Source organism: Pseudomonas sp. B6(2017) (assembly GCF_002112765.1).
Taxonomy (GTDB): domain Bacteria; phylum Pseudomonadota; class Gammaproteobacteria; order Pseudomonadales; family Pseudomonadaceae; genus Aquipseudomonas; species Aquipseudomonas piscis.
On the sequence record NZ_NEIQ01000014.1, the window covers coordinates 126,883 to 150,593 of the forward strand.

The 23,711-nt window shown below is 64.2% G+C and carries 19 protein-coding genes and 1 pseudogene; 12 read left to right on the forward strand and 8 right to left on the reverse strand.

Annotated features, from left to right (window positions below; all coding sequences use genetic code 11):
* Positions 1 to 321 precede the first annotated feature (321 nt).
* Entirely contained in the window at positions 322 to 2,283 is a 1,962-nt protein-coding gene (gene betT, locus CAG11_RS23250) for a choline transporter BetT (RefSeq protein WP_177409171.1), read from the forward strand.
* Positions 2,284 to 2,328: 45 nt separating this feature from the next.
* Here betT and CAG11_RS23255 read toward each other — a convergent pair whose 3' ends face one another.
* Positions 2,329 to 2,592: a hypothetical protein gene (locus CAG11_RS23255; protein ID WP_085598121.1), complete on the reverse strand. Its 264-nt coding sequence runs from the start codon at positions 2,590 to 2,592 to the stop codon at positions 2,329 to 2,331.
* A gap of 210 nt (positions 2,593 to 2,802) precedes the next feature.
* On the opposite strand from CAG11_RS23255, the pseudogene CAG11_RS23260 reads away from it, so the two are divergent.
* Positions 2,803 to 3,090 (forward strand): annotated as a pseudogene (locus CAG11_RS23260) (LysR substrate-binding domain-containing protein); the annotation flags it as partial.
* A 913-nt stretch (positions 3,091 to 4,003) separates the two neighbouring features.
* Positions 4,004 to 5,041 carry an L-glyceraldehyde 3-phosphate reductase gene (gene mgrA, locus CAG11_RS23265; protein ID WP_053132700.1) on the forward strand — a complete coding sequence of 346 codons (1,038 nt, stop codon included), beginning with the start codon at positions 4,004 to 4,006 and terminating at the stop codon, positions 5,039 to 5,041.
* 77 nt (positions 5,042 to 5,118) lie between these two features.
* Here mgrA and CAG11_RS23270 read toward each other — a convergent pair whose 3' ends face one another.
* Complete coding sequence (locus CAG11_RS23270) at positions 5,119 to 6,306, reverse strand: HlyD family secretion protein (RefSeq protein ID WP_085598122.1); 1,188 nt, start codon at positions 6,304 to 6,306, stop codon at positions 5,119 to 5,121.
* A gap of 76 nt (positions 6,307 to 6,382) precedes the next feature.
* Between CAG11_RS23270 and CAG11_RS23275 the strand changes: the two genes are divergently transcribed.
* Entirely contained in the window at positions 6,383 to 7,975 is a 1,593-nt protein-coding gene (locus CAG11_RS23275) for a DHA2 family efflux MFS transporter permease subunit (RefSeq protein WP_085598123.1), read from the forward strand.
* Between the two features lie 6 nt (positions 7,976 to 7,981).
* On the opposite strand, the gene CAG11_RS23280 is transcribed toward CAG11_RS23275, so the two are convergent.
* The gene (locus CAG11_RS23280; RefSeq protein WP_235777385.1) at positions 7,982 to 9,028 is read right to left on the reverse strand and encodes a GlxA family transcriptional regulator; all 1,047 of its coding nucleotides are present in this window, start codon (positions 9,026 to 9,028) and stop codon (positions 7,982 to 7,984) included.
* Positions 9,029 to 9,320: 292 nt separating this feature from the next.
* Between CAG11_RS23280 and CAG11_RS23285 the strand changes: the two genes are divergently transcribed.
* From CAG11_RS23285 to lpdA, 8 genes are read left to right on the forward strand one after another with little or no spacing between them, the layout of a single operon-like run.
* The gene (locus tag CAG11_RS23285) at positions 9,321 to 11,180 is read left to right on the forward strand and encodes a fatty acyl-AMP ligase (protein ID WP_085598124.1); all 1,860 of its coding nucleotides are present in this window, start codon (positions 9,321 to 9,323) and stop codon (positions 11,178 to 11,180) included.
* The gene (locus CAG11_RS23290) at positions 11,177 to 12,085 is read left to right on the forward strand and encodes an acyl-CoA desaturase (protein WP_085598125.1); all 909 of its coding nucleotides are present in this window, start codon (positions 11,177 to 11,179) and stop codon (positions 12,083 to 12,085) included. Before CAG11_RS23285 ends, CAG11_RS23290 begins: the two co-directional genes overlap by 4 nt.
* A 31-nt stretch (positions 12,086 to 12,116) precedes the next feature.
* Positions 12,117 to 13,073, forward strand: a complete 957-nt coding sequence (locus tag CAG11_RS23295; RefSeq protein ID WP_085598126.1) for an acyl-CoA desaturase — start codon at positions 12,117 to 12,119, stop codon at positions 13,071 to 13,073.
* A 51-nt stretch (positions 13,074 to 13,124) separates the two neighbouring features.
* The gene (locus CAG11_RS23300; protein WP_022644195.1) at positions 13,125 to 13,445 is read left to right on the forward strand and encodes an acyl carrier protein; all 321 of its coding nucleotides are present in this window, start codon (positions 13,125 to 13,127) and stop codon (positions 13,443 to 13,445) included.
* A gap of 18 nt (positions 13,446 to 13,463) precedes the next feature.
* A complete protein-coding gene (locus CAG11_RS23305; protein WP_085598127.1) occupies positions 13,464 to 15,428 on the forward strand; it encodes an alpha/beta fold hydrolase in 1,965 nt (654 codons plus the stop codon).
* 7 nt (positions 15,429 to 15,435) lie between these two features.
* Positions 15,436 to 15,633, forward strand: a complete 198-nt coding sequence (locus tag CAG11_RS23310; protein ID WP_022644198.1) for a rubredoxin — start codon at positions 15,436 to 15,438, stop codon at positions 15,631 to 15,633.
* 37 nt (positions 15,634 to 15,670) lie between these two features.
* Complete coding sequence (locus tag CAG11_RS23315) at positions 15,671 to 16,597, forward strand: alpha/beta hydrolase (RefSeq protein ID WP_177409170.1); 927 nt, start codon at positions 15,671 to 15,673, stop codon at positions 16,595 to 16,597.
* Entirely contained in the window at positions 16,594 to 18,048 is a 1,455-nt protein-coding gene (lpdA, locus tag CAG11_RS23320) for a dihydrolipoyl dehydrogenase (RefSeq protein WP_085598128.1), read from the forward strand. Before CAG11_RS23315 ends, lpdA begins: the two co-directional genes overlap by 4 nt.
* A gap of 58 nt (positions 18,049 to 18,106) precedes the next feature.
* Here the strand turns inward: lpdA and tauD are convergent, their stop codons facing one another.
* From tauD to gshA, 5 genes are all read right to left on the reverse strand, one after another.
* Positions 18,107 to 18,946: a taurine dioxygenase gene (tauD, locus tag CAG11_RS23325; protein WP_085598129.1), complete on the reverse strand. Its 840-nt coding sequence runs from the start codon at positions 18,944 to 18,946 to the stop codon at positions 18,107 to 18,109.
* A gap of 139 nt (positions 18,947 to 19,085) precedes the next feature.
* A complete protein-coding gene (gene tauC, locus CAG11_RS23330; RefSeq protein WP_085598130.1) occupies positions 19,086 to 19,922 on the reverse strand; it encodes a taurine ABC transporter permease TauC in 837 nt (278 codons plus the stop codon).
* Positions 19,919 to 20,710, reverse strand: coding sequence for a taurine ABC transporter ATP-binding subunit (gene tauB / locus CAG11_RS23335; RefSeq protein ID WP_085598131.1), 792 nt, complete (start codon positions 20,708 to 20,710; stop codon positions 19,919 to 19,921). Before tauB ends, tauC begins: the two co-directional genes overlap by 4 nt.
* Positions 20,711 to 20,740: 30 nt before the next feature.
* Positions 20,741 to 21,718 carry a taurine ABC transporter substrate-binding protein gene (gene tauA, locus CAG11_RS23340; RefSeq protein ID WP_022644203.1) on the reverse strand — a complete coding sequence of 326 codons (978 nt, stop codon included), beginning with the start codon at positions 21,716 to 21,718 and terminating at the stop codon, positions 20,741 to 20,743.
* Positions 21,719 to 21,948: 230 nt separating this feature from the next.
* Complete coding sequence (gshA, locus tag CAG11_RS23345; protein ID WP_022644204.1) at positions 21,949 to 23,532, reverse strand: glutamate--cysteine ligase; 1,584 nt, start codon at positions 23,530 to 23,532, stop codon at positions 21,949 to 21,951.
* Between the last annotated feature and the right edge of the window lie 179 nt (positions 23,533 to 23,711).

Genomic DNA, 23,711 nt, shown 5'->3' on the forward strand with positions numbered 1-23,711 from the left:
GCGCATGCCCGGCAGGGCCTTCCGGGGCCGGCCGGGCTTTCTCGCATCCGGTGCGGTCGCAGCGCTGAACGATTGCGCCCGGCATACGTCATACCCTTCCTTGAGCTAGCGTACTGACAGTACCGCTGAGCCCTGCAATTGGTCCTGAACCCCTTATCCATGTTTAACTTGAACGCTTGTTCAAGTTAAACCGGTGGTTCGCTGCCCGCTCACAACAGGAGGCTTGCCTTTGCTGAGTCCGTACATTTCAGCCATGTTTCACCCCTTCGAGGTGCGCCATTGATGAGTGCATCATCCACCCCCGCGAACAGCCTGGTTCGCATGAATCCCCCGGTGTTCTACTTCGCCGCCAGCTTCATCCTGATCTTCGGCGTGGTGGTGATCGGCCTGCCGGAACAGGCCGGTGCCTGGCTGCTGGCCGCGCAGAACTGGGCGGCCAATACGGTCGGCTGGTACTACATGCTGGCCATGACCCTGTACCTGGTCTTCGTGGTGGTCACCGCCCTGTCCGGCTACGGCAAGATCAAGCTCGGTGCCGACCACGACGAACCCGAGTTCAGCTACCTGTCCTGGGCCGGCATGCTGTTCGCCGCCGGGATCAGCATCACCCTGTTCTTTTTCTGCGTTTCCGAACCCCTGACCCACATGCTCCAGCCGCCCAAGGGCGAGGCGGGCACGGTGGAGGCGGCGCGCCAGGGCATGCAGTTGCTATTCCTGCACTGGGGCCTGCATGGCTGGGGCGTGTTCGCCTTCGTCGGCATGGCCCTGGCGTATTTCGCCTACCGGCATAACCTGCCGCTGGCCCTGCGTTCGGCGCTATATCCGTTGATCGGCAAGCGCATCAATGGCCCCATCGGCTATGCGGTGGATGGCTTCGGCATCATCGCCACGGTGTTCGGCCTGGGCGCCGACATGGGGTTTGGCGTGTTGCACCTGAACTCCGGCCTCGACTACCTGTTCGGCATCGCCCATACCCAATGGATCCAGGTCTTGTTGATCACCTTGATGATGGGCGCGGCGATCACCGTGGCGGTATCCGGGGTCGACAAGGGTGTGCGGGTGATGTCCGACATCAACATGCTGCTGGCGGTGGCGCTGCTGCTGTTCGTGCTGTTCGCCGGCCCGACCCAGCATCTGCTCAATACCCTGATCCAGAACCTGGGTGACTACCTGGGCGCGCTGCCGGCCAAGAGCTTCGACGTCTACGCCTACGACAAGCCCAGCGACTGGCTGGGTGGCTGGACGGTGTTCTACTGGGCCTGGTGGATTGCCTGGTCGCCGTTCGTGGGGCTGTTCATCGCGCGGATTTCCCGGGGCCGGACCATCCGTGAATTCGTCTTCGGCGTGCTGCTGATTCCCCTGGGCTTCACCCTGGCGTGGATGTCGATCTTCGGCAACAGCGCCATCGACCAGGTGCTCAACCATGGCATGAGCGCCCTGGGCATGTCGGCCATCGACAATCCGTCGATGACCCTCTACCTGTTGCTGGAGACCTACCCCTGGAGCAAGACCGTGATCGCGGTCACGGTGTTCATCAGCTTCGTGTTCTTCGTCACCTCGGCGGACTCCGGCACCGTGGTGCTCTCCACCCTGTCGGCGCGGGGCGGCAGCGCGGACGAAGACGGCCCGAAATGGCTGCGGGTGTTCTGGGGCGCGATGACCGCCCTGGTCACCAGCGGGTTGCTGTTCGCCGGTAGCGTCGATTCGCTGAAGTCGGCGGTGGTCCTGACCTCGCTGCCGTTCTCGCTGATCCTGCTGTTGATGATGTGGGGCCTGCACAAGGCGTTCTACATGGAGTCGCAGAAGCGCATCGCCCAGCTGCATTCCCTGGCGCCGGTATCGGCCTCGCGCCGGGGCCGGGGTGGTTGGCGCCAGCGCTTGAGCCAGGCGGTGCATTTCCCGTCGCGGGACGAGGTGTATCGCTTCCTCGACCAGACCGTGCGCCCGGCCATCGAGGAGGTGACGGCGGTATTCGTCGAGAAGGGCCTGAACGTGATCACCCAGCCCGATCCGGCCAACGACAGCGTCAGCCTGGAAATCGGCCACGGCGACCAGCATCCGTTCGTCTACCAGGTGCAGATGCGCGGTTACTTCACCCCGTCCTTCGCCCGGGGCGGCATGGGCCCGAAAGAGCTGCGCAACCGCCGTTACTACCGTGCCGAGGTGCATCTGTCCGAGGGTAGCCAGGACTACGACCTGATGGGCTACAGCAAGGAGCAGATCATCAACGATATCCTCGACCAGTACGAACGCCACATGCAGTTCCTGCATCTGGTGCGTTGATCCAGAGCCTCGCGGCCGGGGGCGCTGCTGCCCCTGGCCGGCGGCTCAAGCCTTCGCTCCGCCCATGGCCAGGTACAGCCCCAGGGCGGCCACCGGCAGGGCGAACACCAGGCAGCCGACCAGCAGTTCCGAACCCAGGGGCTGCTTGGCGCTGACCACTCCCACCGCACCGTTGAGCACGCTCAACGCCAGCCATAGCCCGCAAAAGACATAGCCCAGGGTCTGTTGGCCGAAGCCCAGCCGTTCACCGATATACAGCACCAGGGCCAGCAGGAGCAGGCCGAAGGCAATGACGATGGTGGTGTGCATGAGGGGCATCTCCTGGCGCCAGCCGACAGGCCGGAAAGAGTCCGGCGGCCCTGTTATCCAGCATAGGTCTCAAACCAGCCCGCCGTTGGCCCGCAGCACCTGGCCGTTGATCCAGCCGGCCGCGGGGCTGGCCAGGGAGGCGACGCTGGCGGCGATGGTCTGGTGGCCGGCCTGGCGCAACTGCACCACCAGCCGCGAGGCCTCCTGGTCGAATTCATGGTGGCTGGCGAGCGGCGTGAATTGGCCATCGATGGCGCGCTCTCGGTATCCGGTGCCCAGGTCTACGGCGCCGCGGCCCTGGCCGGGCTGGGCATCATCCAATGTCCGCGCTACCACCTGGCCGACTCCCTGGCCCGGGGATTGATGCGCGAGATCCTCGCCGACACCCCGCCACCGCCGATGCCGGTATCGGTGGTCTACCCCTACAACCGCCAGCTTGCGCCACGGGTGCGGGTGTTCGTCGACTGGCTGGCCCAGGTCTTCGCCGAAGCCGGCTGACCCACTCCCGCGCTTCCGGGCGCCTGGAGCGCCCCTTTCCACAGGCCTGTCACGGGCTGTTTTTTCCTGCCGACGGTGGCTGCCACGGCCCGGGCAGGAGTGGTTTTTGCCGTCTATAAACAATGGATGCGGCCTGCCTGATGCCGATCGGTCAAGGCAATGTCAGGAGCGCAGCTTGCCCGCGGTGAAGGCCAGGACGCTGCGTTTTCCAGTCAATACGCGCAGCCGTTAACGACCATCGCGAGCAATCGAGCATCGACCGGCTGCTCCTTCAGGAGCTCAACTCGCTTGACTGGCTGGCATATGGCTTTCGGCGAATTTTTTGCGCGTTGCAGGTGAGTGTCAGCGACTGCGAGCCCTGGGTATTTTCCAGGACCGGTGTTGGCGGCGGTTTTTGCCTCAGGGGCCGGTGTGGCTACTTTTGAGCATCGTCCAGGGGCTGAAAAGGCAAATTGCCATTAGCTACTAAGGATGATTTCGTATTGTGCTACGTGGTACGTAATATATTTCATGTCGTGCTTTTCGGCGCGATTCTTCGATCCGTCGATTTCAAGGTTGCATGGTCTGGGCTTCGTGGTACGAAGCGTCAGTCGTTACGCCTCGTTCAATGCCCATCTCGGGGTTTAAACCCAGTAAACACGGGGCTTCTCGCTGCTGTAGGAAGCCTGGGGCCTGATGCCCTGTGGCAAGCAATTTTTTGGCTGAAAACTGAGCAAAAGTTTGTTTTCCAGCGATTTTATAGTACGAAATTAAGTATGAATTCGGTATGAAATACGGCATCTCATATCGTTGCAGTTTTGCGGAACTGCCTTGAACGAGGTAGTTCACAACAACAGGAGGAGGCTGGCCGTTGCGCCAGCCGCCATGCCGGAACCGGCCATCCAGAGGTGGCCCCAGTCCAGATGAGGATTCGATGACTTATTCAGCTGCTGAACATCGCTACGACTCCATGCCCTATCGCCGCGTCGGCCGCAGTGGCCTGGTGCTGCCGGCCCTGTCCCTGGGGTTGTGGCACAACTTCGGCGACAGCACGCCGATCGATACCCAGCGTGCCTTGCTGCGCACGGCCTTCGACCTGGGCATCAACCATTTCGACCTGGCCAACAACTACGGCCCGCCCTATGGCAGCGCCGAGATCAATTTCGGCCGTCTGCTGCGCGAGGATTTCCAGGCCTATCGCGATGAGCTGATCATTTCCAGCAAGGCCGGTTGGGACATGTGGCCCGGGCCCTACGGCCAGGGCGGCGGCTCGCGCAAGTACGTGCTGGCCAGCCTCGACCAGAGCCTGCAGCGCATGGGCCTGGACTATGTGGATATCTTCTATTCCCATCGCTTCGACCCGGACACGCCCCTGGAGGAAACCGCCAGCGCCCTGGCCAGCGCGGTGCAGCAGGGCAAGGCGCTGTACATCGGTATCTCTTCCTACTCCGGAGCGAAGACCCGGGAGATGGTCGCCTTGCTCAAGGAGTGGAAGGTGCCGCTGCTGATCCACCAACCGGCCTACAACATGCTCAATCGCTGGGTGGAAAGGGACCTGCTGGAGACCACCGAGGAGCTCGGCGTGGGAGTGATCGCCTTCACCCCGCTGGCCCAGGGATTGCTCACCGACAAGTACCTGGACGGCATTCCCGAGGATGCGCGGGTCAACCGTCCTGGCGGCGGATCATTGCAGGCCTCCCACTTGTCCGAGACCAACATCGCCCATGTGCGGGCCCTCAACGATATTGCCCGGAACCGTGGGCAGAGCCTGGCCCAGTTGGCCCTGGCCTGGACCCTGCGGGATCCGCGGGTGACCTCGGCCCTGATCGGCGCCAGCCGGCCGGAGCAGATCGTCGAGAACGTCGGGGCCTTGCAGAACCTGGGCTTCAGCGTGGAGGAGCTGGCGGAAATCGATCATTTCGCCCGGGAAGGGCGGATCAACCTGTGGGAAAAACCTTCCACCGCCGAGTAGTGTGTACCGCCGCCAGGGCCATGGGCCTGGCGCCTGCCGGCCGCCTGGAGCATGGCGACCGGCAGTGGGCGTGAGCTTCACTGGCTGTTGGCGCTGACCTTGAGCTCGGAGTGGGTACCGCCTGCGTTGCGCTGCTGGGGTTCGTCCAGGTCGACCTTGGCGATCACCGACAGGCCCGGACGCAGCCGTTCCAGGCCTGGCTGGTCGGCATCGAAGCGGATGCGCACCGGCACCCGCTGGACGATCTTGGTGAAGTTGCCGGTGCCCGGCTCGAAGGGCAGCAGGGCGAAGGTCGAGCCCGAGCCCGGGGCCAGGCTTTCAACGGTGCCGGTAATGCTGACTCCCGGCAGGGCGTCGATCTTGATGCGCGTCGGCTGGCCTGGAAGCATGTGCTGGGTCTGGGTTTCCTTGAAGTTGGCCAGGACGTAGAGCTCGTGCAGCGGGACCAGGGTCAGCAGGCGCGAGCCCGGCTGTACGTAGTCGCCCACCTGGACCTGGCGATTGCCCACGGTGCCGTCCATGGGGGCATAGATGGTGGCGTGGCTCTGGTCCTGCTGCGCCAGCTCCAGCCGGGCCTTGGCGGTCACCACCTTGGCCTTGGCCATCTGCAATTGCGCCTGCAGGCGTTCGCGCTGGGCTGAAGTCACGGCCTGGTCGTTCTCGGCCACTTGCAGCATGGCCTGGGCATGGGCGTGGTTCTGCTCGGCGGAGATCGCCTGGGTGCTGTATTTCTCCACTTCGTTGCGCGCCACGGCGCCGGTGGTGACCAGGGTGTTGAAGCGGTTGCGCTCGTCCCCGGCGCGCTTGGATTCGGCCTGGGTGGTGCGGATCGAGGTGCGGGCCGCGAGTACCCGGGTGTTGGCCAGGCGCTGCTCGGCGTCCTGGATGGTCAGCGCCGCCTGGGCCAGGGCGACTTGGGCCAGGCTATCGGCCAGGTCGCCTTCGGCCAGGGTCACCCGGCTGTCGAACTCTTCGCTGTTGATGCGCACCAGGGGCTGGCCGGCGGTGACGCTCTGGTGGTCCTTGACCAGCACCTCGGTCACCAGGCCGTGTACCCGTGGCGCGACCGAGGTGGCGTCGGCGGCGATATAGGCATCGTCCGTGGATTCGGTGGACGGCGCCATCAGCACCCAACCCACTCCAACCGCCACCAGGGTCAGGGCGACGGCGCCTGCAATCAGCGGCCGCTTGGAGCGCTTGCGCGGCTTCTCCGTGTCCTGGGCGGCTTGCAGGATAGCGTTCTGGGTCTGGGTGCTCTGCTCCATGTTGAAGCTCCATGCGGTTTTGAATTACGATCATAATATTCACATGACGACCGCAATACTACAGGGAAGTAACCACGTGACGACAAGCGCATCCGACCTCCCTGGCGCGGGCGAGCAGCCGGCTCAAGCGACCCTGCGACGCAAGTTCCTGGTCTTCACCATCATGGCCTTCGGCATGTTCATGGCCCTGATCGACATCCAGATCGTGGCCGCTTCGCTCAACGACGTGCAGGCCGGCTTGAGCGCCGGTCCCGATGAAGTGAGCTGGGTGCAGACCGCCTACCTGATCGCCGAACTGATCATGATTCCCTTCTCGGCCTTCCTCGCCCAGGCGATTTCCACCCGCTGGCTGTTCGCGACCAGCGCGGCGCTCTTCACCTTGTTCAGCGTCGGTTGCGGCATGGCCTGGAACATCGAGTCGATGATCGTGTTGCGGGCGCTGCAGGGCTTCACTGGCGGGGCCATGGTGCCGACGGTGTTCGCCGTCGGCTTCGTGTTGTTCGAGGGCAAGCAGCGGGCGATGGTCCCGGCCATCCTCGGCATGACCGCGGTCCTGGCGCCGACCCTCGGGCCCACCGTGGGCGGCCTGGTGACCTTCTACCTGGACTGGCGCTGGATCTTCTTCATCAACGTGCTGCCGGGCCTGGTGATCTGCATTGGCGCGGCGTTGTTGATCGATGTCGACCGTCCCGACCTGCCCATGCTGCGGCGCATCGACTGGCTGCATTTCGCAGCCATGGCCCTGGCCCTGGGCTGCCTGGAATACGTGCTGGAGGAAGGGCCGCGCAAGGACTGGTTCAGCGATACCGGGATCGTCATCTCGGCCTGGGTGTCCCTGGTGTCCTTCGGGCTGTTCATCGAGCGGTCCTTGTATTCGGACAACCCCATCGTGTCGTTGCGACCGTTTCGTGATCGGACCTTTTCCATCGCCTGCCTGCTCAACCTGGTGATCGGCTTCGGCCTGTACTCCTCGACCTACCTGGTGCCGGTGTTCCTGGGCCGGGTGCGCGGCTTCGACAGCCTGGAGATCGGCACCACGGTGTTCGTCGTGGGCATCGGGCAACTGTTCAGCACCATCATCGCTGCCCGGGCCTCGGAGAAGGTCGACCGGCGCCTGATCATCTCGGTGGGGTTCCTGGGCCTGGCCCTGAGCCTGTGGTTGACCTCGCGGATCACTTCCAACTGGGGTTTCGACGAATTGCTGGTGCCCCAGGTGGCGCGTGGCCTGTTCCTGATGCTGTGCATCGTGCCCAGCGTCAACATGGCCTTGAGTTCGTTCCAGGGGGTGGAGCTGCGCCAGGCGTCCGGCCTGTTCAACCTGATGCGCAACCTGGGCGGGGCCATCGGTATCGCCACGGTCAACACCTGGCTGCAGGACGATGCGCGGACCCAGGTCCTGCACCTGTCGGAGTCCCTTGGCGCCAAGGCGGTGGCGGCCCAGGAGCTGATGAGCGAGCTGGCGCTGAAGATCGCCGCCGACACCCCGGACCCCAGCCATGGCTTCCTCATGGCCCAGGGCATTCTCGGCCGGCTGGTGGGGCGCGAAGCCCTGACCCTGGCCTTTGGCGACGTGTTCCGGCTGATGGCCATGATGTTCGTGGTGGCGCTGCTGCTGGTGCCGCTGTGCAAGGTGCCCCCGGCCGCCGCCGAGGCCGAGGAGGAACGGTGAGCAGGGCTACATGATGGGCGGGCCGGACCTGGCCTTGCGCAGCTGGCTGGGGGTGCAGCCCATGTTTTTCCACATCAGCCGGCGCAGTGCGGTGGAATCGGCATAGCCCACTTTGAAAGCAACTTCTTCAATACTCATATTGGTTGTTTCCAATAAGCTCTGGACATGTTGCAGGCGAACTTTCTGAATGAAAGCCATGGGCGGTTTACCTGTGGCGCTGCGAATCCTGCGGGACAAGGTTTTCTCGGTGATTCGCAGATGTTCGGCGATAGTGCTCAGCGGGGGAACGTTTGGCAGGCAGTCTTCGATAAACTTTTCCAGCATCAGGACTTCGCGATTTTCTGTCTGCAAGTTCGATAAAGCCATGTAGTGGTATTGTGCCGGGCGCCCATCTATCAGCAAGTAGCGCATGGTCAACTCAGCAACTTGATTGCCCATCTTGTTGCGCAGGATATATAGCATCAAGTCCATTTGCGACATGCCGGCCCCGGCGGTAATCATATTTCCGTCATGAATAAGCATGCGTTTGGTATCGAGTATCGCCTCGGGATAACGCTGCTTGAAAGTGTCATACAGTTGCCAGTGGGTAGTGACGGTCCGGTCCTGCAGGATGCCCGCTTCGCCGAGGACGAAAACCGCCGAGCAGGAGGCTGCGGTCTGCTGCCCGCGCAGGTGGTGTTCGCGGACCAGCTTGCTCAGCTTGTGGATGTCGCCATGGTCGAGCCGGGAGAGGAGCTCCGTGGACAGGCTCAGGCCTGGCTGGCGCTTTTCGGTGCGGCAACCGAACAGATTCAGCTCCTGGGTGTTCTCCAGGCCCAGCCCGGGGATGACCAGCATGCTGCCTTCGATGGCTTGGACGCGCTCCAGGGGCTGCGCATCCAGGCGCATGCCGTTCCTCATTCTTACCGATTCGCTGCTGCCGATGATTTGCCAGGTGATGGTGGGCCGCCCCATGACTTCGGCGACCTGATTGGCGGTGCGCAACACGTCCAGCGTGATCGCGACACTCGACCCCATAGCTCCTTCCAGTGCGATAAGAGTGAGTACATCCATGTCCATTTTCTCCCTGTAACTGTCCATTTGCGCATTAGCAAAATATACAAGCCGGTGGCAGACTTCACAACGCATCCAGGTTTCATTATCTCTGCCCGCGTTAGTTATCGCGGGACATAAAAATATGCAGTCACCAAGTGATTGCGTTGTTCTGTCAGCAAAATGACATCTTAACTACTGCCTCTGTAATAGCTCCCTGTCGTTGAGGGGGTGTTTGTTCGGTTCCTTAGTGCTGAAAATAATAAGAGACCATCAGGTCGATATAAGGCTCTCCATTTAAAAAGGATTTTGAATGAACTACGCCGTGCCTAGTGACTATCTAAGCGATGTCAATCAGACCTTCTCAGCACAACTAGCAGCCGATGATCAGTCGCTGGCTGCAAACCTGGGTATCGAATGTTTAAGTTCGGTTACCGAAGTGCTGGCCTACCGCGCCTGGCGCCAACCCGAGGCGATAGCCTTCATCCACCTGCTCGACGGCGAGCAGGAGCAGGTCGCCATCAGCTACGCGGAACTCTGGAAGCGTAGTCAACAACTGGCGGGTGCGCTGCAGATCTTCGAACCCCGGGGCAAGCGGGTATTGATGCTGTTCGAAACCGGCATCGACTACATCGTTTCCCTGTTCGGCCTGTTCCTGGCCGGCGCCGTGGCGATCCCGGCGTTCCCGCCCTTGGGCACCCGGGGGCTGGAGCGGCTGGCGCTGATCTGTGCCGATGCGCATCCGCAGATCGTGCTCACCAGCGCGCGCTTCATGCGTTCCCAGGAACGGGTGAACGCCCTGCTCAGCGGCGAGCTGCCGGCGCCGCAATGGGTCGACCCGGAGCAACTGGCCGCCACGGATTCGGCCTGGAGCGCCCGGGACATCCCTCCCGGCCAGTTGGCGCTGCTGCAGTACACCTCGGGTTCCACCTCGGCACCCAAGGGCGTGATGCTGACCCACGCCAATCTCTACAGTAATTGCCGCAGTGCCAGTCAGTGGATGGGCCCGGCGCAGCAGCGGGTGGGTTGCAGCTGGTTGCCGCCCTACCACGACATGGGCCTGATGGGCGGGATCCTGCAACCGATCTACGACGCTTTCCCGACTGTGCTCATCAGCCCCGGGCATTTCGTCCAACGGCCGTTGCGCTGGCTGGATGCGGTGTCGCGCTTCGGCGCCAGCGTGACCATCGCGCCGAACTTCGCCTTCGATTTGTGCGTGGACAACATCAGCGATGCCGAGCTGGCCGCGCTCGACCTGAGCAAGCTCAAGGCCATCTATTGCGGGGCCGAACCGGTCCGGCAAGGCACCCTGGCGCGTTTCGCCGAGCGTTTCGCCGCCGCCGGTTTCGATCCGGCGGCCCTGGGGCCTTGCTATGGCTTGGCCGAATCGACGGTACTGGTCTCGGGCAAGCCCCATGACGAACCGGCGTTCGGCGTCCAGGTCGACCGCGACCAACTGGCCACCGGCACCCTGGCGGTGGTCGAGGCCGGTCATGCCCTGGCCCTGCCGCTAGTCAGCAGTGGCCGGGTGGCGCCGGGCCTGCACCTGGCGATCGTCGACCCGATCAGCCTGCTACCCGTGGCGGACGGCCAGGTCGGCGAGATCTGGGTCCAGGGCGGCAATGTCGGCGCCGGCTACTGGGGCAAGGAAGTCCTGAGCGAGCAGGTGTTCCGCGCTCGCCTGCCGGGTGTCGAGGGGCACTTCATGCGCACCGGCGACCTGGGCGCGTTGCACCTGGGCGAGCTGTTCGTCACCGGGCGCCTCAAGGACCTGATCATCATCGCCGGGCGCAATCTTTATCCACAGGACCTGGAGCTGGCGGTGGAGAGCGCCGACCCGCGCATTCGCAGCAATGGCTGCGTGGCGGTGGGCCTGGATAACGGCCAGCAAGAGCAATTGGCGATCGTGGCCGAGATCAAGCGCAGCGAGAAGCTCGACGAGGCCCAGCAGGAACAACTGCGCCAAGTGCTCACCAGCGCCCTGGTCAGCCAGTTCGGCGTGGCTCCGGCGCGCATTCACCTGGCGCCCATGGGCGGCATTCCGCTGACCACCAGCGGCAAGGTCCAGCGCCAGGCCACCCGCAAGGCCCTGCTCGACGGCAGCCTGGCGCGGTACGGCGCCGGACGTGCGGCGGCACAACCTCTCAAAACTGCTACGGATGCCCTGTCATGACCGCGATGAATCCTCCTGTCGATCGTACTGGCCAGCGCGAGCGCCAACTGGCTTGGCTTACTGTCGGCGTACCGGCGCTCGGCACCGTGGTCGCCCTGGTCCTGGCCTGGCACCAGGGGATCAGCTGGCTGGAAGTCGGCGCCCTGGCCTGCATGTACCTGCTGACTGCCCTGGGGGTGGAGGTGGGGATGCACCGCTTCTTCTCCCACCACGCGTTCAAGGCCGGCCCGGTGGTCACCGCGTTCTTCGGGATCGCCGGGTCGATGGCGGCCCAGGGGCCGATCCTGTTCTGGGCCGCGACCCATCGCCAGCACCATGCGTTCACCGACAAGGAGGGCGACCCGCACTCGCCGCGCGCCCTCAAGGAAGGCCTGGCCGGCAGTCTCCAGGGGTGGTGGCATGCCCACCTGGGCTGGCTGTTCAGCCTGCGCAAGCAGAACTGGAGCCAGTTCGTCCCCGACCTGCTGCGCGATCGCCTGGTCATGCAGATCAACCAGCGCTACTACCTGTGGATCATCCTCGGCCTGTTGCTGCCGACCCTGGTCTGCGGGCTGATCACCCGTAGCTGGGAAGGCGCCCTGAGCGGCCTGCTGTGGGGTGGCTTCGTACGGATCTTCCTGGTGGACCACGCCACCTGGTGCATCAACTCCTTCGCCCACAAGGTCGGCGGCCGCGATCACAAGACCCGGGACACCAGCCGCAACGTGTTCTGGCTGGCGATCCCCACCGTCGGGGGCGGCTGGCACAACAACCACCATGCCTTCCCGGCACTGGCCCATGCCGGCCTCAAGCCCTGGCAGCTGGATATCGGTGGGCTGTTCATCGAGACGCTGGCGCTGTGCGGGCTGGTCTGGGACGTGAAGCGCCCTGGCCCGAGCGCGGCGGCGGAACCTTCAGAAAGCTGATAGTCGGTACTCACCTCACAGGAAGCCATTCATGGACGAAATACTTTCAACCACGGCTACTCCCGAGATCGGCGGGGTTGCCCAACTGAGCCCCCAGGCGGCGAAAACCAAGGCGCGCATCGCCCTGGCCGTGATGCTGGTGCCGCTGTTCGGGACCTTCGAGGCCATCCGCCTTTGGGTCACCGGCCAGGCCCATGCCCTGGACTTCATCCTCTTCGGGGTGTTCTACGCGGTGCAGATGTTCGGGGTTTCCATGGGTTACCACCGTTACCTGGCGCACCGGGCCTTCAAGACCTCGCGGTTGATGAGCGGCTTGATGCTGATCGCCGGCTCGATGGCAGCCCAGGGGCCGATCCTGTTCTGGGTCACCACCCATCGGCGCCACCACACCTACAGCGACCAGCAGGGCGACCCGCATTCGCCCAACCTGCTGGGCGAGGACCGTTGGGGCCGGGCCAAGGGCCTGTGGCATGCGCACATGCCGTGGATGCTGACCCCGGACATCTCCAGCTGGAACTACTTCGCCCCCGACATCCTGCGTGACCGGCGGCTGTTCTTCTACAACCAGACCTACCTGCTCTGGGTGGTCCTGGGCGTGCTGCTGCCCGGTGCGATCGGCGGCCTGGCCACCCAGAGCTGGGAGGGCGCCTGGAGCGGCCTGATCTTCGGTGGCCTGGCCCGGCTGTTCATCGCCAACCAGGCGGCCTGGTGCGTGGGCTCGGTCTGCCATCGCTATGGCAGCCGGCCGTTCGTGACCCACGACCAGAGCACCAACAACTGGTTCATCGCGTTCCTCACCTTCGGCGAGGGGCTGCAAAACAATCACCACGCATTTCCTGCCTGGTACCGGCATGGCGTGCATTGGTGGGAGCCCGACCTGTCGGGCTGGACACTGGCGTTAATGGGCAAGCTGAGACTGGTCTCAGACCTGCGTTCACCATCCCAGGCAATGATCGACAAGGTCCGTAAGCGTCAGGCCTCATCCTGAACAGCGGGATTCCCAGGTCGTACAACACCCCACTCATCAAGGAAGAAACCTATGTCCAACTTCATTTCCAATTTGCTGAGCACCTTGAGTTTTTCGGAGAAGAAACAGGCTCCGGTGGAACTCAACGAGGAAAACATCAAGCACTGGCTGGTGCAGCGCATGGCGACCCTGCTGAAGATCGAGCCGTCGCAGGTCGATACCGCGCGCACCTTCGAGGCCTATGGCCTGGATTCGCTGGTGGCGGTGAAGGTGGCGGGCGACCTGGAGAAATTCATGGAACAACGCCTGTCGCCGGCGTTGTTGTTCGAATACTCCAGCATCGATGACCTGTCCAAATACCTGGCCAGTGAACTGACCACATCCGAAGTTTGACTTCGCAGGAGCTAGGCCATGGCCTTTGTACAGATGCCCACGCAAAAAACGGACAAATTCAACGAGCTGCTCCGACGTTCACAGGAGATCGAGGGCCTGCGTCTGACCGACGCCATTCCCAAGCACCTGTATACGCCCCGCGTCTGGCGCGGGATGCTCAGCTTCGTCGTCAGCTATGCGCTCTATATCGGCGCGGTGGTGGCGGTCGCCCATGTGCACTGGGCCTTCTACCTGCCGCTGTGGCTGATTGCCGGCCTGGGGGGCTGGGGCCTGTTCTGCGTGGCCCACGATTGCGGCCACAACTCGTTTTCCCGCAACCGCAGCTTCAACCACATCCTGGGGCACATCGCCTTGCTGCCCCTGCTGTACCCGTTCCACGGCTGGCGCCACATGCACAACATGCACCACGCCAACACCAACAACCTGGAGATGGACGTCGACTGGCGCCCGGTGCTGCGCGTGCAATATGACGCCATGCCCTGGTGGGACAAGCTGGTCTACAGCAGCACCCGCACCTGGCTGTTCTGGCTGGGGACGGTGAACTACCAGCGGCACTCGGGGTTCCGGCCGGAGATGTTCCCCAAGCTCGAGGCGCGCAACGAAGTGCGTCGTTCGATCCTGTTCATGGCCGTGGCCGCGGTGATCTACCTGCCGACCCTGGTGTACTTCACCGGTTTCACCGGTCTGTTCCTGTACTTCGTCGCCCCGTGGCTGGCGATCCACGCCTGGTTCAGCCTGACCACCATGATGCATCACATCAGTGACGAGACTCCGTTCCTGACCAAGGAGCACTGGAGCTTCAACAGCAGCCGCCTGCTGCTGACCACCGACTACATGTATCCGAAGTGGCTGCTGTTCCTGACCCACTACATCTCGGTGCACACCGCCCACCACGTGGCGCCGATCATTCCCCACTACAACCTGCCCGAGGCCCAGGCCGCGCTGAAGTCCGCCTTCCCCGGGATGGTCCGGGAAAAACCCCTGACCGTGCAGGACGTCTGGCATGTGGCGCGCCATTGCCACCTGTACGATCCGGTCAATGGCTTCTACGAGTCTTTCGATCGGTCGCCGGCAGCCGGCGACACCCGCACCGGCTACAGCGGCCCGCTGACCATGAAGCAGCAGGCCCTGCGCAGCTACATGAGCGTGCTGGGCTCGCTGGCCCCCGATCGCGCCGGTGCCCGGGCCACCGACCTGTTCGGCTACACCCGCGAATACATCAAGCAGCCGGACAAGGAAATGAGCCCCCTGGGAGCCCAGCGCTTCCACATCAAGGGCATCCCCGGCGTTCCCCATGGCTACCAGTGGGGCACGGGCGAGCAGACCATCCTGCTGGTCCATGGCTGGGGCGCCGACAGCCGCAGCATGTACTCCTTCACCCGGGCACTGCAGCGCCAGGGCTTCAAGGTCGCGACCTTCGATGCGCCGGCCCACGGCATTTCGCCGGGCTCGCTGAGCACCATGACCGAGTTCAAGGACGCGGTAAAAGCCGCCATTGTCGCCCTGGGTGACGTGGTGGGCATCGTCGCCCATTCCCTGGGCGGTATCGCCGCTACCGGCGCCCTGGCCGAGCTGGCCGAGACCCATCGGATCAAGGCCATGTGCCTCCTGGGTTCGCCTGCCAACCTGCCGGTGGTGATCGATCGCTGGGCCAACGGCTACCTGCAGCTCAAGCCGCAGATCGTCCAGGCCATGCACCGCGAGCTGTGGAAGCGCAATGGCGTGCCGGTCCAGCACTGGGACATCCCCGCGCTGGGCAACGCCCTGCAACTGCCGATGCTGGTGCTGCACGACCAGGAGGACCCGACCGTGCCGTTCTGCGAGGCGCAGCAGATCACCACGCTGATGCCGTGGGCCAAGCTGGAGCCGGTATCCGGCCTCGGCCATGTGCGGATCCTCTCCGACGCCGCGGTGCTGGAGCAGGTGGCGCGGTTCCTCGCGCAGAACATCAAGGTGGCCGAAGTGGCCCAGGCCAGCGCATGAGAACGATATGACGACCTATGCTGAAAACGCTGTGGCCGAGTCCGGCCTGTGGATGTGCCTGATCTGCGGCTGGATCTACGATCAACGGCTGGGAGATCCGGATTCGGGGGTGCCTCCGGGCACTGCCTGGGACGACATCGCCGATGACTGGACCTGTCCTGAATGCGGCGTGGGCAAACTGGACTTCAACATGGTGAAGCTGTAACCCGACGCTTGAAATCTGTAGTCGATGAGGAAGGAAGATGGCGACTCAAGAACACCCGCCGGTGGCGGCCAGGGCCCGGCGCAGCAGTTTCAGGAAGGTGCTGTTCAAGGGCATCTACAACACGGTCCTGGGCGCGCTGCGCTGCAGCTTCTGGATTGAGTCGCGGCTTCTTCCGCAGCGGGCTGCGCAGCGGGCGTTGAAGATCTTCACCACGCCACAGCGGCTGCGCCAGCATTTCCCGCAGACGCTGCCCAGTGCCACGGTGCAGGACCTGGAAACCGGGGACGGGCGCTTGCGCTGCTTCCGCTGGACGCCTTCGCAGGTCCGGCGCCGGGTGGTACTGGTACATGGCTGGAGTGGTGCCAGTACCCAGTGGCAGTACTTGATCCCGCTATTGCTGGAGCAAGGCTGCGAAGTCTTGTCCTTCGACTGCATCGGCCATGGCGGCAGCGGTGGCCGGCAGGCGTCGCTGCCGACCTTCGTCAGCATGCTCGACCAGGTCCAGCAGCAGCTGGGCCCCTTCGATACCGTGATCGGTCATTCCCTGGGTGGCGCCGCAGCGGGCTACGCTTTGAGCACCGACATCGGCAAGGGTTTCCAGCGCGCGGTGCTGGTGGCGGCGCCGGCCGACATTGAAAACGTCGTCCGGCGTTTCGCGGCGTTCCTCTGGATCAACGACGACGTCAGGCAGCGCATGCAACGCCTGGTCGAGCAACGTTATCAGAAAGACATGGGCAGCCTGGCGGTCAGCCGTTACGGCCAACAGGTAGACATCCCGGTGCTGCTGGTCCATGACCAGCAGGACCAGGAGGTTCCGGCAGACGACCTGCAATCCTTCGCCCAGGGGTTGCGGCACCGGCAGGTCCTGCAGACCCGCGGGCTTGGTCATCTGAAAATTCTCAAGGACAGGGCGACCATGGGAGCCGTGGTCGATTTTGTCTGTGCAAAGGACGGCAACCTATGAGTGAAAGTTACGATGTGATCGTTATCGGCGCGGGCCCCGGTGGTTATGTAGCCGCGATCCGCGCGGCGCAACTGGGACTGAAGACGGTCTGTATCGAGCGCTACAAGGGCAAGGACGGCAAGACCGCCCTGGGCGGTACCTGCCTTAACGTAGGCTGCATTCCCTCCAAGGCGCTGCTCGACAGCTCCCATCACTACTATGAAGCGCGCCACGGCTTCGAGATTCACGGCATCGGCATCAGCAACCCGCAGATGGACGTGGCGACGATGCTGGCCCGCAAGGACAACGTGGTACGCAACTTCAACGGCGGCATCGCCTCGCTGTTCAAGGCCAATGGCGTGGCGGTGCTGGAAGGCCACGGCAAGCTGCTGGCCAACAAGGAAGTGGAGGTCACTGCCGCCGACGGCAGCACCCAGCGCATCCGCGCCGAGCACATCATCCTGGCTCCCGGTTCGCAGCCGATCGACATCCCGGCCGCGCCCCTGACCGGAGAGGTGATCGTCGACTCCACCGGCGCCCTGGAATTCACCAGCGTGCCCAAGCGCCTCGGGGTCATCGGCGCCGGGGTCATCGGCCTGGAGCTGGGTTCGGTCTGGGCCCGCCTGGGAGCCGAGGTGACGGTACTCGAAGCCCTCGACAGCTTCCTGCCGGCGGTGGATGCGCAGATCGCCAAGGAAGCGCAGAAGATCCTCGGCAAGCAGGGCCTGGATATCCGCCTCGGCGCCCGGGTGACCGCTTCCGAGGTGCAAGGCGATAGCGTCAAGGTCAGCCTGACCGAGGCTGGCGAGGACAAGCAGCAGACCTTCGACCGGTTGATCGTTGCCGTTGGCCGGCGTCCCTTGACCACCGACCTGCTGGCCGCCGACAGCGGCGTGCAACTGGACGAGCGGGGTTTCATCCATGTCGACGGCCAGTGCCTGACCAGCGTTCCCGGGGTGTATGCCATCGGTGACGTGGTGCGCGGGCCGATGCTGGCGCACAAGGCCTCGGAAGAGGGCGTGATGGTCGCCGAAAGCCTTGCCGGGCATTCGCATCCGCTCAACTACGAGCTGATTCCCTCGGTGATCTACACCCACCCGGAAATCGCCTGGGTCGGCCAGACCGAGCAGGCGCTCAAGGCCGCGGGCGTCGAGCTGAACATCGGCACCTTCCCCTTCTCCGCCAGCAGCCGGGCCATGGCGGCCAACGACACTGCGGGGCTGGTCAAGGTGATCGCCGATGCTGGCACCGACCGGGTGCTGGGCGTGCATGTGATCGGGCCCGGCGCCGCAGAGCTGGTCCAGGAAGGCGCCATCGGCATGGAGTTCGGCACCAGCGCCGAAGACCTGGGGATGATGGTGTTCTCCCATCCGACCCTGTCCGAGGCACTGCATGAGGCGGCGTTGTCGGTGAATGGCCACGCCATCCACATCGGCAACCGCAAGAAGAAACCGGCCGCCAGCGTCAACTAGCGAGCCGTGCCCGGCCCCGTGATTCAGCGGGGCCGGGACCTGTCAGCGCCGCCGCGTTTCAGCGGAAGAACGGCGCATCCCCGAGAATGGTCGCGCGCTGCATTACCCGGCGCTGTGGACGATAGTCGTCCACGGCGTAGTGCTGGGTCACGCGGTTGTCCCAGAACGCCACGTCGTTTTCCTGCCAACGCCAGCGAATGGTGAATTCCGGGCGCGTGGCGTGGGCGAACAGCAGCTTGAGAATGGCTTCGCTCTCACTGTCCGACAGTTCGTTGATCCGGGTGGTGAAGCCATCGTTGACGAACAGCGACTTGCGCCCGCTCACCGGGTGGGTGCGGATCACCGGGTGCGACAGCGGTGGGTTCTTGCGCCGGGTCTCTTCCCAGCGCGCCAGGTCTTCGGGGGTATTGCCGAAGCGCTCCAGGGGGAAGGACTTGATGAACTCGTGGGTGGCGGTCAGGCCTTGCAGCAGGTTCTTCATCGGTTCCGACAGCGCCTCGTAGGCAGCGATGCCGCTGGCCCACAGGGTGTCGCCGCCGAACTTGGGCAGCAGCTTGGCGCTGAGCACCGCGCCCAGTGCCGGGGTCGGCAGGAAGGTGACATCGGTGTGCCAGATAGCGTTGTCGCGCACATCGGTCTCGGCGGTGTCGAGGATCAGTACTTCCGGCTGTTCCGGTACGTTGGGGTAGATCGGGTGGATATGCAGGTCACCGAAATTGGCGGCAAAACGCGCCTGCTGCTGCGGGGTGACCGGCTGGTTGCGAAAGAACAGTACCTGATGCTCGAGCAGGGCCTGCTCGATGGCGTCGCGCTGCTTGTCGTCCAGGGGCTGGCTGATATCGATGCCGTCGATCTGCGCGCCAAGGGCGGAACTCAAGGGGGTGATGGTCAGGCTCATGCTGGTTCTCGTGTGCGGCGCCGAACGGTCGGCGTGGTCGGATTCGGTTCTATCTGTATCGATCTGAATGTTGCTGGCTTGCATGGGCTACAGACAGCCGACGCAGCAAGTAACGCAGTCGACGCAAGGCAGGCGCCAGTCAATGGCTCTGGCCATGCCAGGGCACCAGCTTGCGCTGCAGGGCCCGCAAGCCCATCTCCATGGCGAAGGCGATCACCGCGATCACCAGGATCCCCAGCACCACTACATCGGTGACCAGGAACTGCGCGGCGGACTGCACCATGAACCCAAGGCCGCTGGTGGCGGCGATCAGTTCGGCGGCCACCAGGGTCGACCAGCCCACGCCGAGGCCGATGCGGATTCCGGTGAGGATGTCCGGCAAGGCGCTGGGCAGGATCACATGGCGGATCAGCTGGGTCCGGGTCGCCCCCAGGGACTGCGCCGCCCGCAGCTTGGCCGGGTCGACGGTGCGCACGCCGGTGGCGGTGGCGATGGCGATCGGGGCGAAGATCGCCAGGTAGATCAGCAGCACCTTGGACAGCTCGCCAATGCCACACCAGATCACGATCAGGGGCAGGTAGGCCAAAGGCGGGATCGGCCGGTAGAACTCGATCAATGGGTCCAGCACGCCCCGGGCGACGCGGTTGGCGCCGATGGCGATGCCCACCGGGATCGCCGTCAGCACCGCGAGGCCCAGGCCCAGGCCGATACGTTGCAGGCTCGCGGCCAGGTGCTGCCACAAGGTGGCGTCCATGTAGCCGCTGGTGGCCAGCAACCAGCCCTTTTGCAGCACGGCCCCAGGCGAGGGCAGGAACAGCGGTTCCACCAGGCCGCTGGCGGTGACCGCCCACCACAGCGCCAGCAGGCCGACCAGCGTCAGCACGCTGATCCAGCGGGTGCTCAGGCTGCGCCGCGCCGGCAACGGCCTGGAATGGGCCTCGTGGCTGGCGGTGGCGGGAATTTCGTAGCTGCTCATGGGCGCTCCTGCTGCTGGCTGCTGCGTTGGGAGAACACCCGCGCCAGCACGTGCTCGCGGGTTTCGATGAAGCGTGGATCGGACTTGATCGCCCGGGCCGACTCGCCAGCGGCATACCGTTGACCGAAGTCCAGATGCAGGCGCTCGACGATCTGGCCCGGGTTGGGCGCCAGGAGAATCAGGTCGGTGGCCAAGAACACCGCTTCCTCGATGTCGTGGGTGATGAGGAACACCGGCTTGGCGGTGCGTCGCCAGACTTGCAGCAACAGTTCCTGCATCTGCTCGCGAGTGAAGGCGTCCAGGGCGCCGAAAGGCTCGTCCATCAGCAGCAGCCGTGGATCGGCGGCCAGGGCGCGAGCCAGGCCGACACGTTGCTTCTGACCCCCGGAGAGCTGCCAGATGCGCCGCTTGTCGAAACCGGCCAGGTCCACCAGGGCGAGCATTTCCCGGGCCCGGGCTTCGCGCTTCCCACGCGGCACGCCAGCCAGCTCCAGGCCGAAGGCGACGTTGGCCAGTACGTCCTGCCAGGGCAGCAGGGCATCGTCCTGGAACACCACGCCACGCTCGGCGCCAGGGCCTTGCACCGGTACGCCATCGAGGCTGATGCGCCCGGCGCTGGGCTCGACGAAACCGGCGATCAGGTTGAGCAGCGAAGTCTTGCCGCTGCCGGAGGGCCCCAGGGCGACCAGCAGTTGCTGTGGCCCCAGGGTCAGGGAGATATCGGCCAGCACCGGTTCGGCGGCGCCGGGGTACTGTGCGCTGATGCGCTCCAGTTGTAGCAAAGCCATGACGGCTGTCTCCTTTGCGAACGCGCAGCCTTAGTTGCTGATGAACCGGGCGCTGACGTAGGGGGCGTAGTCCGGCAGCACGGCTTCGACCTTGCCTTGTTCCTTGAGGAATACCGCAGTGTCGGTGATGGCCTTGGTGGTCGGCGCGCCGAGGCTTGCGACCTGGTCGGCGGCCAGCGGGTAGACGTTGCCTTGCAGCAGCAGGGGGATGTCGCCGGCCTTGGCTCCGGAAAGCTTCACCAGCTTGTCGACGTTGCCCTGGTTGGCCAGCCAGGCCTGCGGGTCCTTGCGGTAGTCGGCGTAGGCATCCAGGGTCACCTTGGCGAAAGCGCTGACGATTTCCGGGTGCTTCTGGGCGAAATCCTTGCGCACGATCCAGGCGTCGAAGGTCGGCGCGCCGGATTTGGCCAGCTCGCCCGAGGTGATCAGCACCTTGCCGTTTTCCTTGGCCACGCCCAGGGCCGGGTCCCAGACGTAGGTGGCGTCGATGTCGCCGCGCTTCCAGGCGGCGATGATCGCCGGCGGTGCCAGGTTGAGTACCTGGACCTTGGCCGGGTCGATGTTCCAGTGCTTGAGCGCCGCCAGCAGGCTGTAGTGGCCGGTGGAGACGAAGGGCACGGCAATCTTCTTGCCCACCAGGTCCTGGGGGGTGTTGATCCCGGAGCCGTCGCGGGCCACCAGGGCCTCGGCGGCGCCGATCTGGGTGGCGATCAGGAAGGTTTCCACCGGCACCTTGCGGGTGACGGCTGCGGTCAGGGGGCTGGAGCCCAGGTAGCCGATCTGCACGTCACCGGAGGCGATGGCGGCAATGATGTCGGCGCCGTTGTCGAACTTGCGCCAGTCGATGCTGGCCTTGGTGGCTTTTTCGTAGCTGCCGTCGGCCTGGGCGACCTTGGCCGGATCGACGGTGGTCTGGTAGGCGACGGTGAAATCGGCCGCCTGGGCAAGGAAGCTCGCTGCGGCCAGGGAGGCGGCCGCCAGGAGGCGAAGGGGGAAATGCAGTTTCACGATGAAGCTCCTCATAGGCGGCCGTTGATCGGCGTGGGAGGAGCCTAAATGATCTAAGAATTATAAAATAAATAACGTTTTAGAATTAGCTTAGAAAGAGAGAACGAGTTGAAGAGGGGAAGCGCGTCGCGCTTCATCGCGGGCAAGCCGGATCGCCGCCGCTCGCTCCTACAGGACGGTGCCGTGTAGGAGCGAAGCTTGCTCGCGATGCATGCAGCGCGGTGTATCTATCAGTTGCTGATGGCCAGGATGCTGGCCTGGTAGGCACCGACGAAGACGTCGAAATCCCCCACTTCGTTCTGTTCCAGTTCGGCCTGCTGTTCCAGGGACTTGCGCGCCGCGTCTTCGAACGCGGCCTGCTCTTCCTTGGCCAGGGCCTGGCTACGGAAATGCTCGGCGTGGGCCAGGCTCTGGCGCAGGGAGAACTGGCTGAAGCTCTCCTTGTGCTCGGTCATGGCCGCCAGGACCTGGGCCGATGGCGTCAGGGACGAATCCTTGACCTTGGCCAGCTGGGCGTCCAGCGCCTTGCTGTGCTCATCGCTACCGTGGCTCTGGTCCAGCAGGGCGGCCAGCGGGGCGATGTTCTCCAGCAGCTCGGCGGCCCATTCCTTCATGTCCACCGCTTGCCCGCGACGCTGCAACTGCAGGCCCGGACGCCGGCCTTCCTTGACCACGCTGAGGAAGTTCGAGGTGGCGTTGCCGCACTCGGTGTTCTCCAGCAGCGGGCTGTCGTTGAGGGCGCAGTACAGCAGGAAGGCGTCGAGGAAGCGGGCTTCCTGCACGTCGATGCCCAGGGGCAGGAACGGGTTGATGTCCAGGCAGCGCACTTCCACGTACTGCACGCCCCGGGCCATCAGGGCCTGGATCGGCCGTTCGCCGGTGTAGGTCACGCGCTTGGGACGGATGTTGGAGTAGTACTCGTTTTCGATCTGCAGGATGTTGGTGTTCAGCTGGACCCACTCGCCATCCTTGTGGGTGCCGACCTCCACGTAGGGTGCATAGGGCGTGGCCACCGCCTTGCGCAGGCTGTCGGTGTAGCTGTTCAGATCGTTGTAGCAAGGGGTCAGGCCGGCCTGGGCCTTGCTCTGGTAGCCCAGGTCGCTCATGCGCAGGCTGGTGGCGTAGGGCAGGTACAGGGTCTCGGCGTCGAACTGCTCCAGCTGGTGCGAGCGGCCCCGCAGGAAACCCGCATCCAGGGCCGGCGAGGCGCCGAACAGGTACATCAGCAGCCAGCTGTAGCGGCGGAAGTTGCGGATCAGGGCGATATAGGCGGCGGACTGGTAGTCACGGTCGGTGCCGACGAAGCCCTCGGCCTCCCTGAGCAGCGGCCACAACGGCTCGGGCAGGGAGAAGTTGTAGTGGATGCCGGCGATGCACTGCATGGTCTTGCCGTAGCGCAGGGCCAGGCCCTTGCGGTAGACGTACTTGAGCTGGCCGATATTGGAGGTGCCGTAGTAGGCGATCGGGATGTCTTCCTCGGCCGGCAGTGGGCACGGCATCGATGGACTCCACAGGTACTCGTTGCCGAGCTTGCTGTAGGCGAAGCGATGGATCTTGTCGAGGCTGGCCAGGGTGTCCGCCGGGTCCTTGAGGGCCGGGGTGATGAACTCCAGCAGCGACTCGGAATAGTCGGTGGTGATCTGTTCGTTGGTCAGCGCGGAACCCAGTTCTTCCGGATGCGGGGTCTGGGCCAGGCGGCCTTCGCCGGTAACCCGCAGGCATTCACGTTCGATGCCGTGCAGGCACTGCTCGAGCAGGGAGAGGTTAGCGCGCTCGCCGAGCAAGGCCAGGCGGCGGTTGAGAAGTTCGCTCAAGTTGGATTCCTTCACGCGTCAGTCGCCCCAATATGGGGGTGGGCAGGACGGTCTACAAGGGTGGAGTTAAAACTGGCGTTTTCGCCTGGTTCCTGAGTCAAGCCGACTCACCTGAAAACGCCAGTGCTCCGTCCCTGAATCTGGCTCTAGCGTGGGCAGGAAAACCCCGACGCCGCTTT

Excerpts from the sequence above, each read along its gene's own strand:
- CAG11_RS23290 (WP_085598125.1), top strand. The coding sequence starts at position 11,177 with ATGACCGCGATGAATCCTCCTGTCGATCGTACTGGCCAGCGCGAGCGC.
- CAG11_RS23310 (WP_022644198.1), top strand. The coding sequence starts at position 15,436 with ATGACGACCTATGCTGAAAACGCTGTGGCCGAGTCCGGCCTGTGGATG.
- tauD (WP_085598129.1), bottom strand. The coding sequence starts at position 18,946 with ATGAGCCTGACCATCACCCCCTTGAGTTCCGCCCTTGGCGCGCAGATC.
- CAG11_RS23300 (WP_022644195.1), top strand. The coding sequence starts at position 13,125 with ATGTCCAACTTCATTTCCAATTTGCTGAGCACCTTGAGTTTTTCGGAG.
- CAG11_RS23285 (WP_085598124.1), top strand. The coding sequence starts at position 9,321 with ATGAACTACGCCGTGCCTAGTGACTATCTAAGCGATGTCAATCAGACC.
- CAG11_RS23255 (WP_085598121.1), bottom strand. The coding sequence starts at position 2,592 with ATGCACACCACCATCGTCATTGCCTTCGGCCTGCTCCTGCTGGCCCTG.
- CAG11_RS23315 (WP_177409170.1), top strand. The coding sequence starts at position 15,671 with ATGGCGACTCAAGAACACCCGCCGGTGGCGGCCAGGGCCCGGCGCAGC.
- CAG11_RS23280 (WP_235777385.1), bottom strand. The coding sequence starts at position 9,028 with ATGGATGTACTCACTCTTATCGCACTGGAAGGAGCTATGGGGTCGAGT.
- CAG11_RS23270 (WP_085598122.1), bottom strand. The coding sequence starts at position 6,306 with ATGGAGCAGAGCACCCAGACCCAGAACGCTATCCTGCAAGCCGCCCAG.
- betT (WP_177409171.1), top strand. The coding sequence starts at position 322 with ATGAATCCCCCGGTGTTCTACTTCGCCGCCAGCTTCATCCTGATCTTC.
- lpdA (WP_085598128.1), top strand. The coding sequence starts at position 16,594 with ATGAGTGAAAGTTACGATGTGATCGTTATCGGCGCGGGCCCCGGTGGT.
- mgrA (WP_053132700.1), top strand. The coding sequence starts at position 4,004 with ATGACTTATTCAGCTGCTGAACATCGCTACGACTCCATGCCCTATCGC.
- tauC (WP_085598130.1), bottom strand. The coding sequence starts at position 19,922 with ATGAGCAGCTACGAAATTCCCGCCACCGCCAGCCACGAGGCCCATTCC.
- tauB (WP_085598131.1), bottom strand. The coding sequence starts at position 20,710 with ATGGCTTTGCTACAACTGGAGCGCATCAGCGCACAGTACCCCGGCGCC.
- CAG11_RS23305 (WP_085598127.1), top strand. The coding sequence starts at position 13,464 with ATGGCCTTTGTACAGATGCCCACGCAAAAAACGGACAAATTCAACGAG.
- CAG11_RS23295 (WP_085598126.1), top strand. The coding sequence starts at position 12,117 with ATGGACGAAATACTTTCAACCACGGCTACTCCCGAGATCGGCGGGGTT.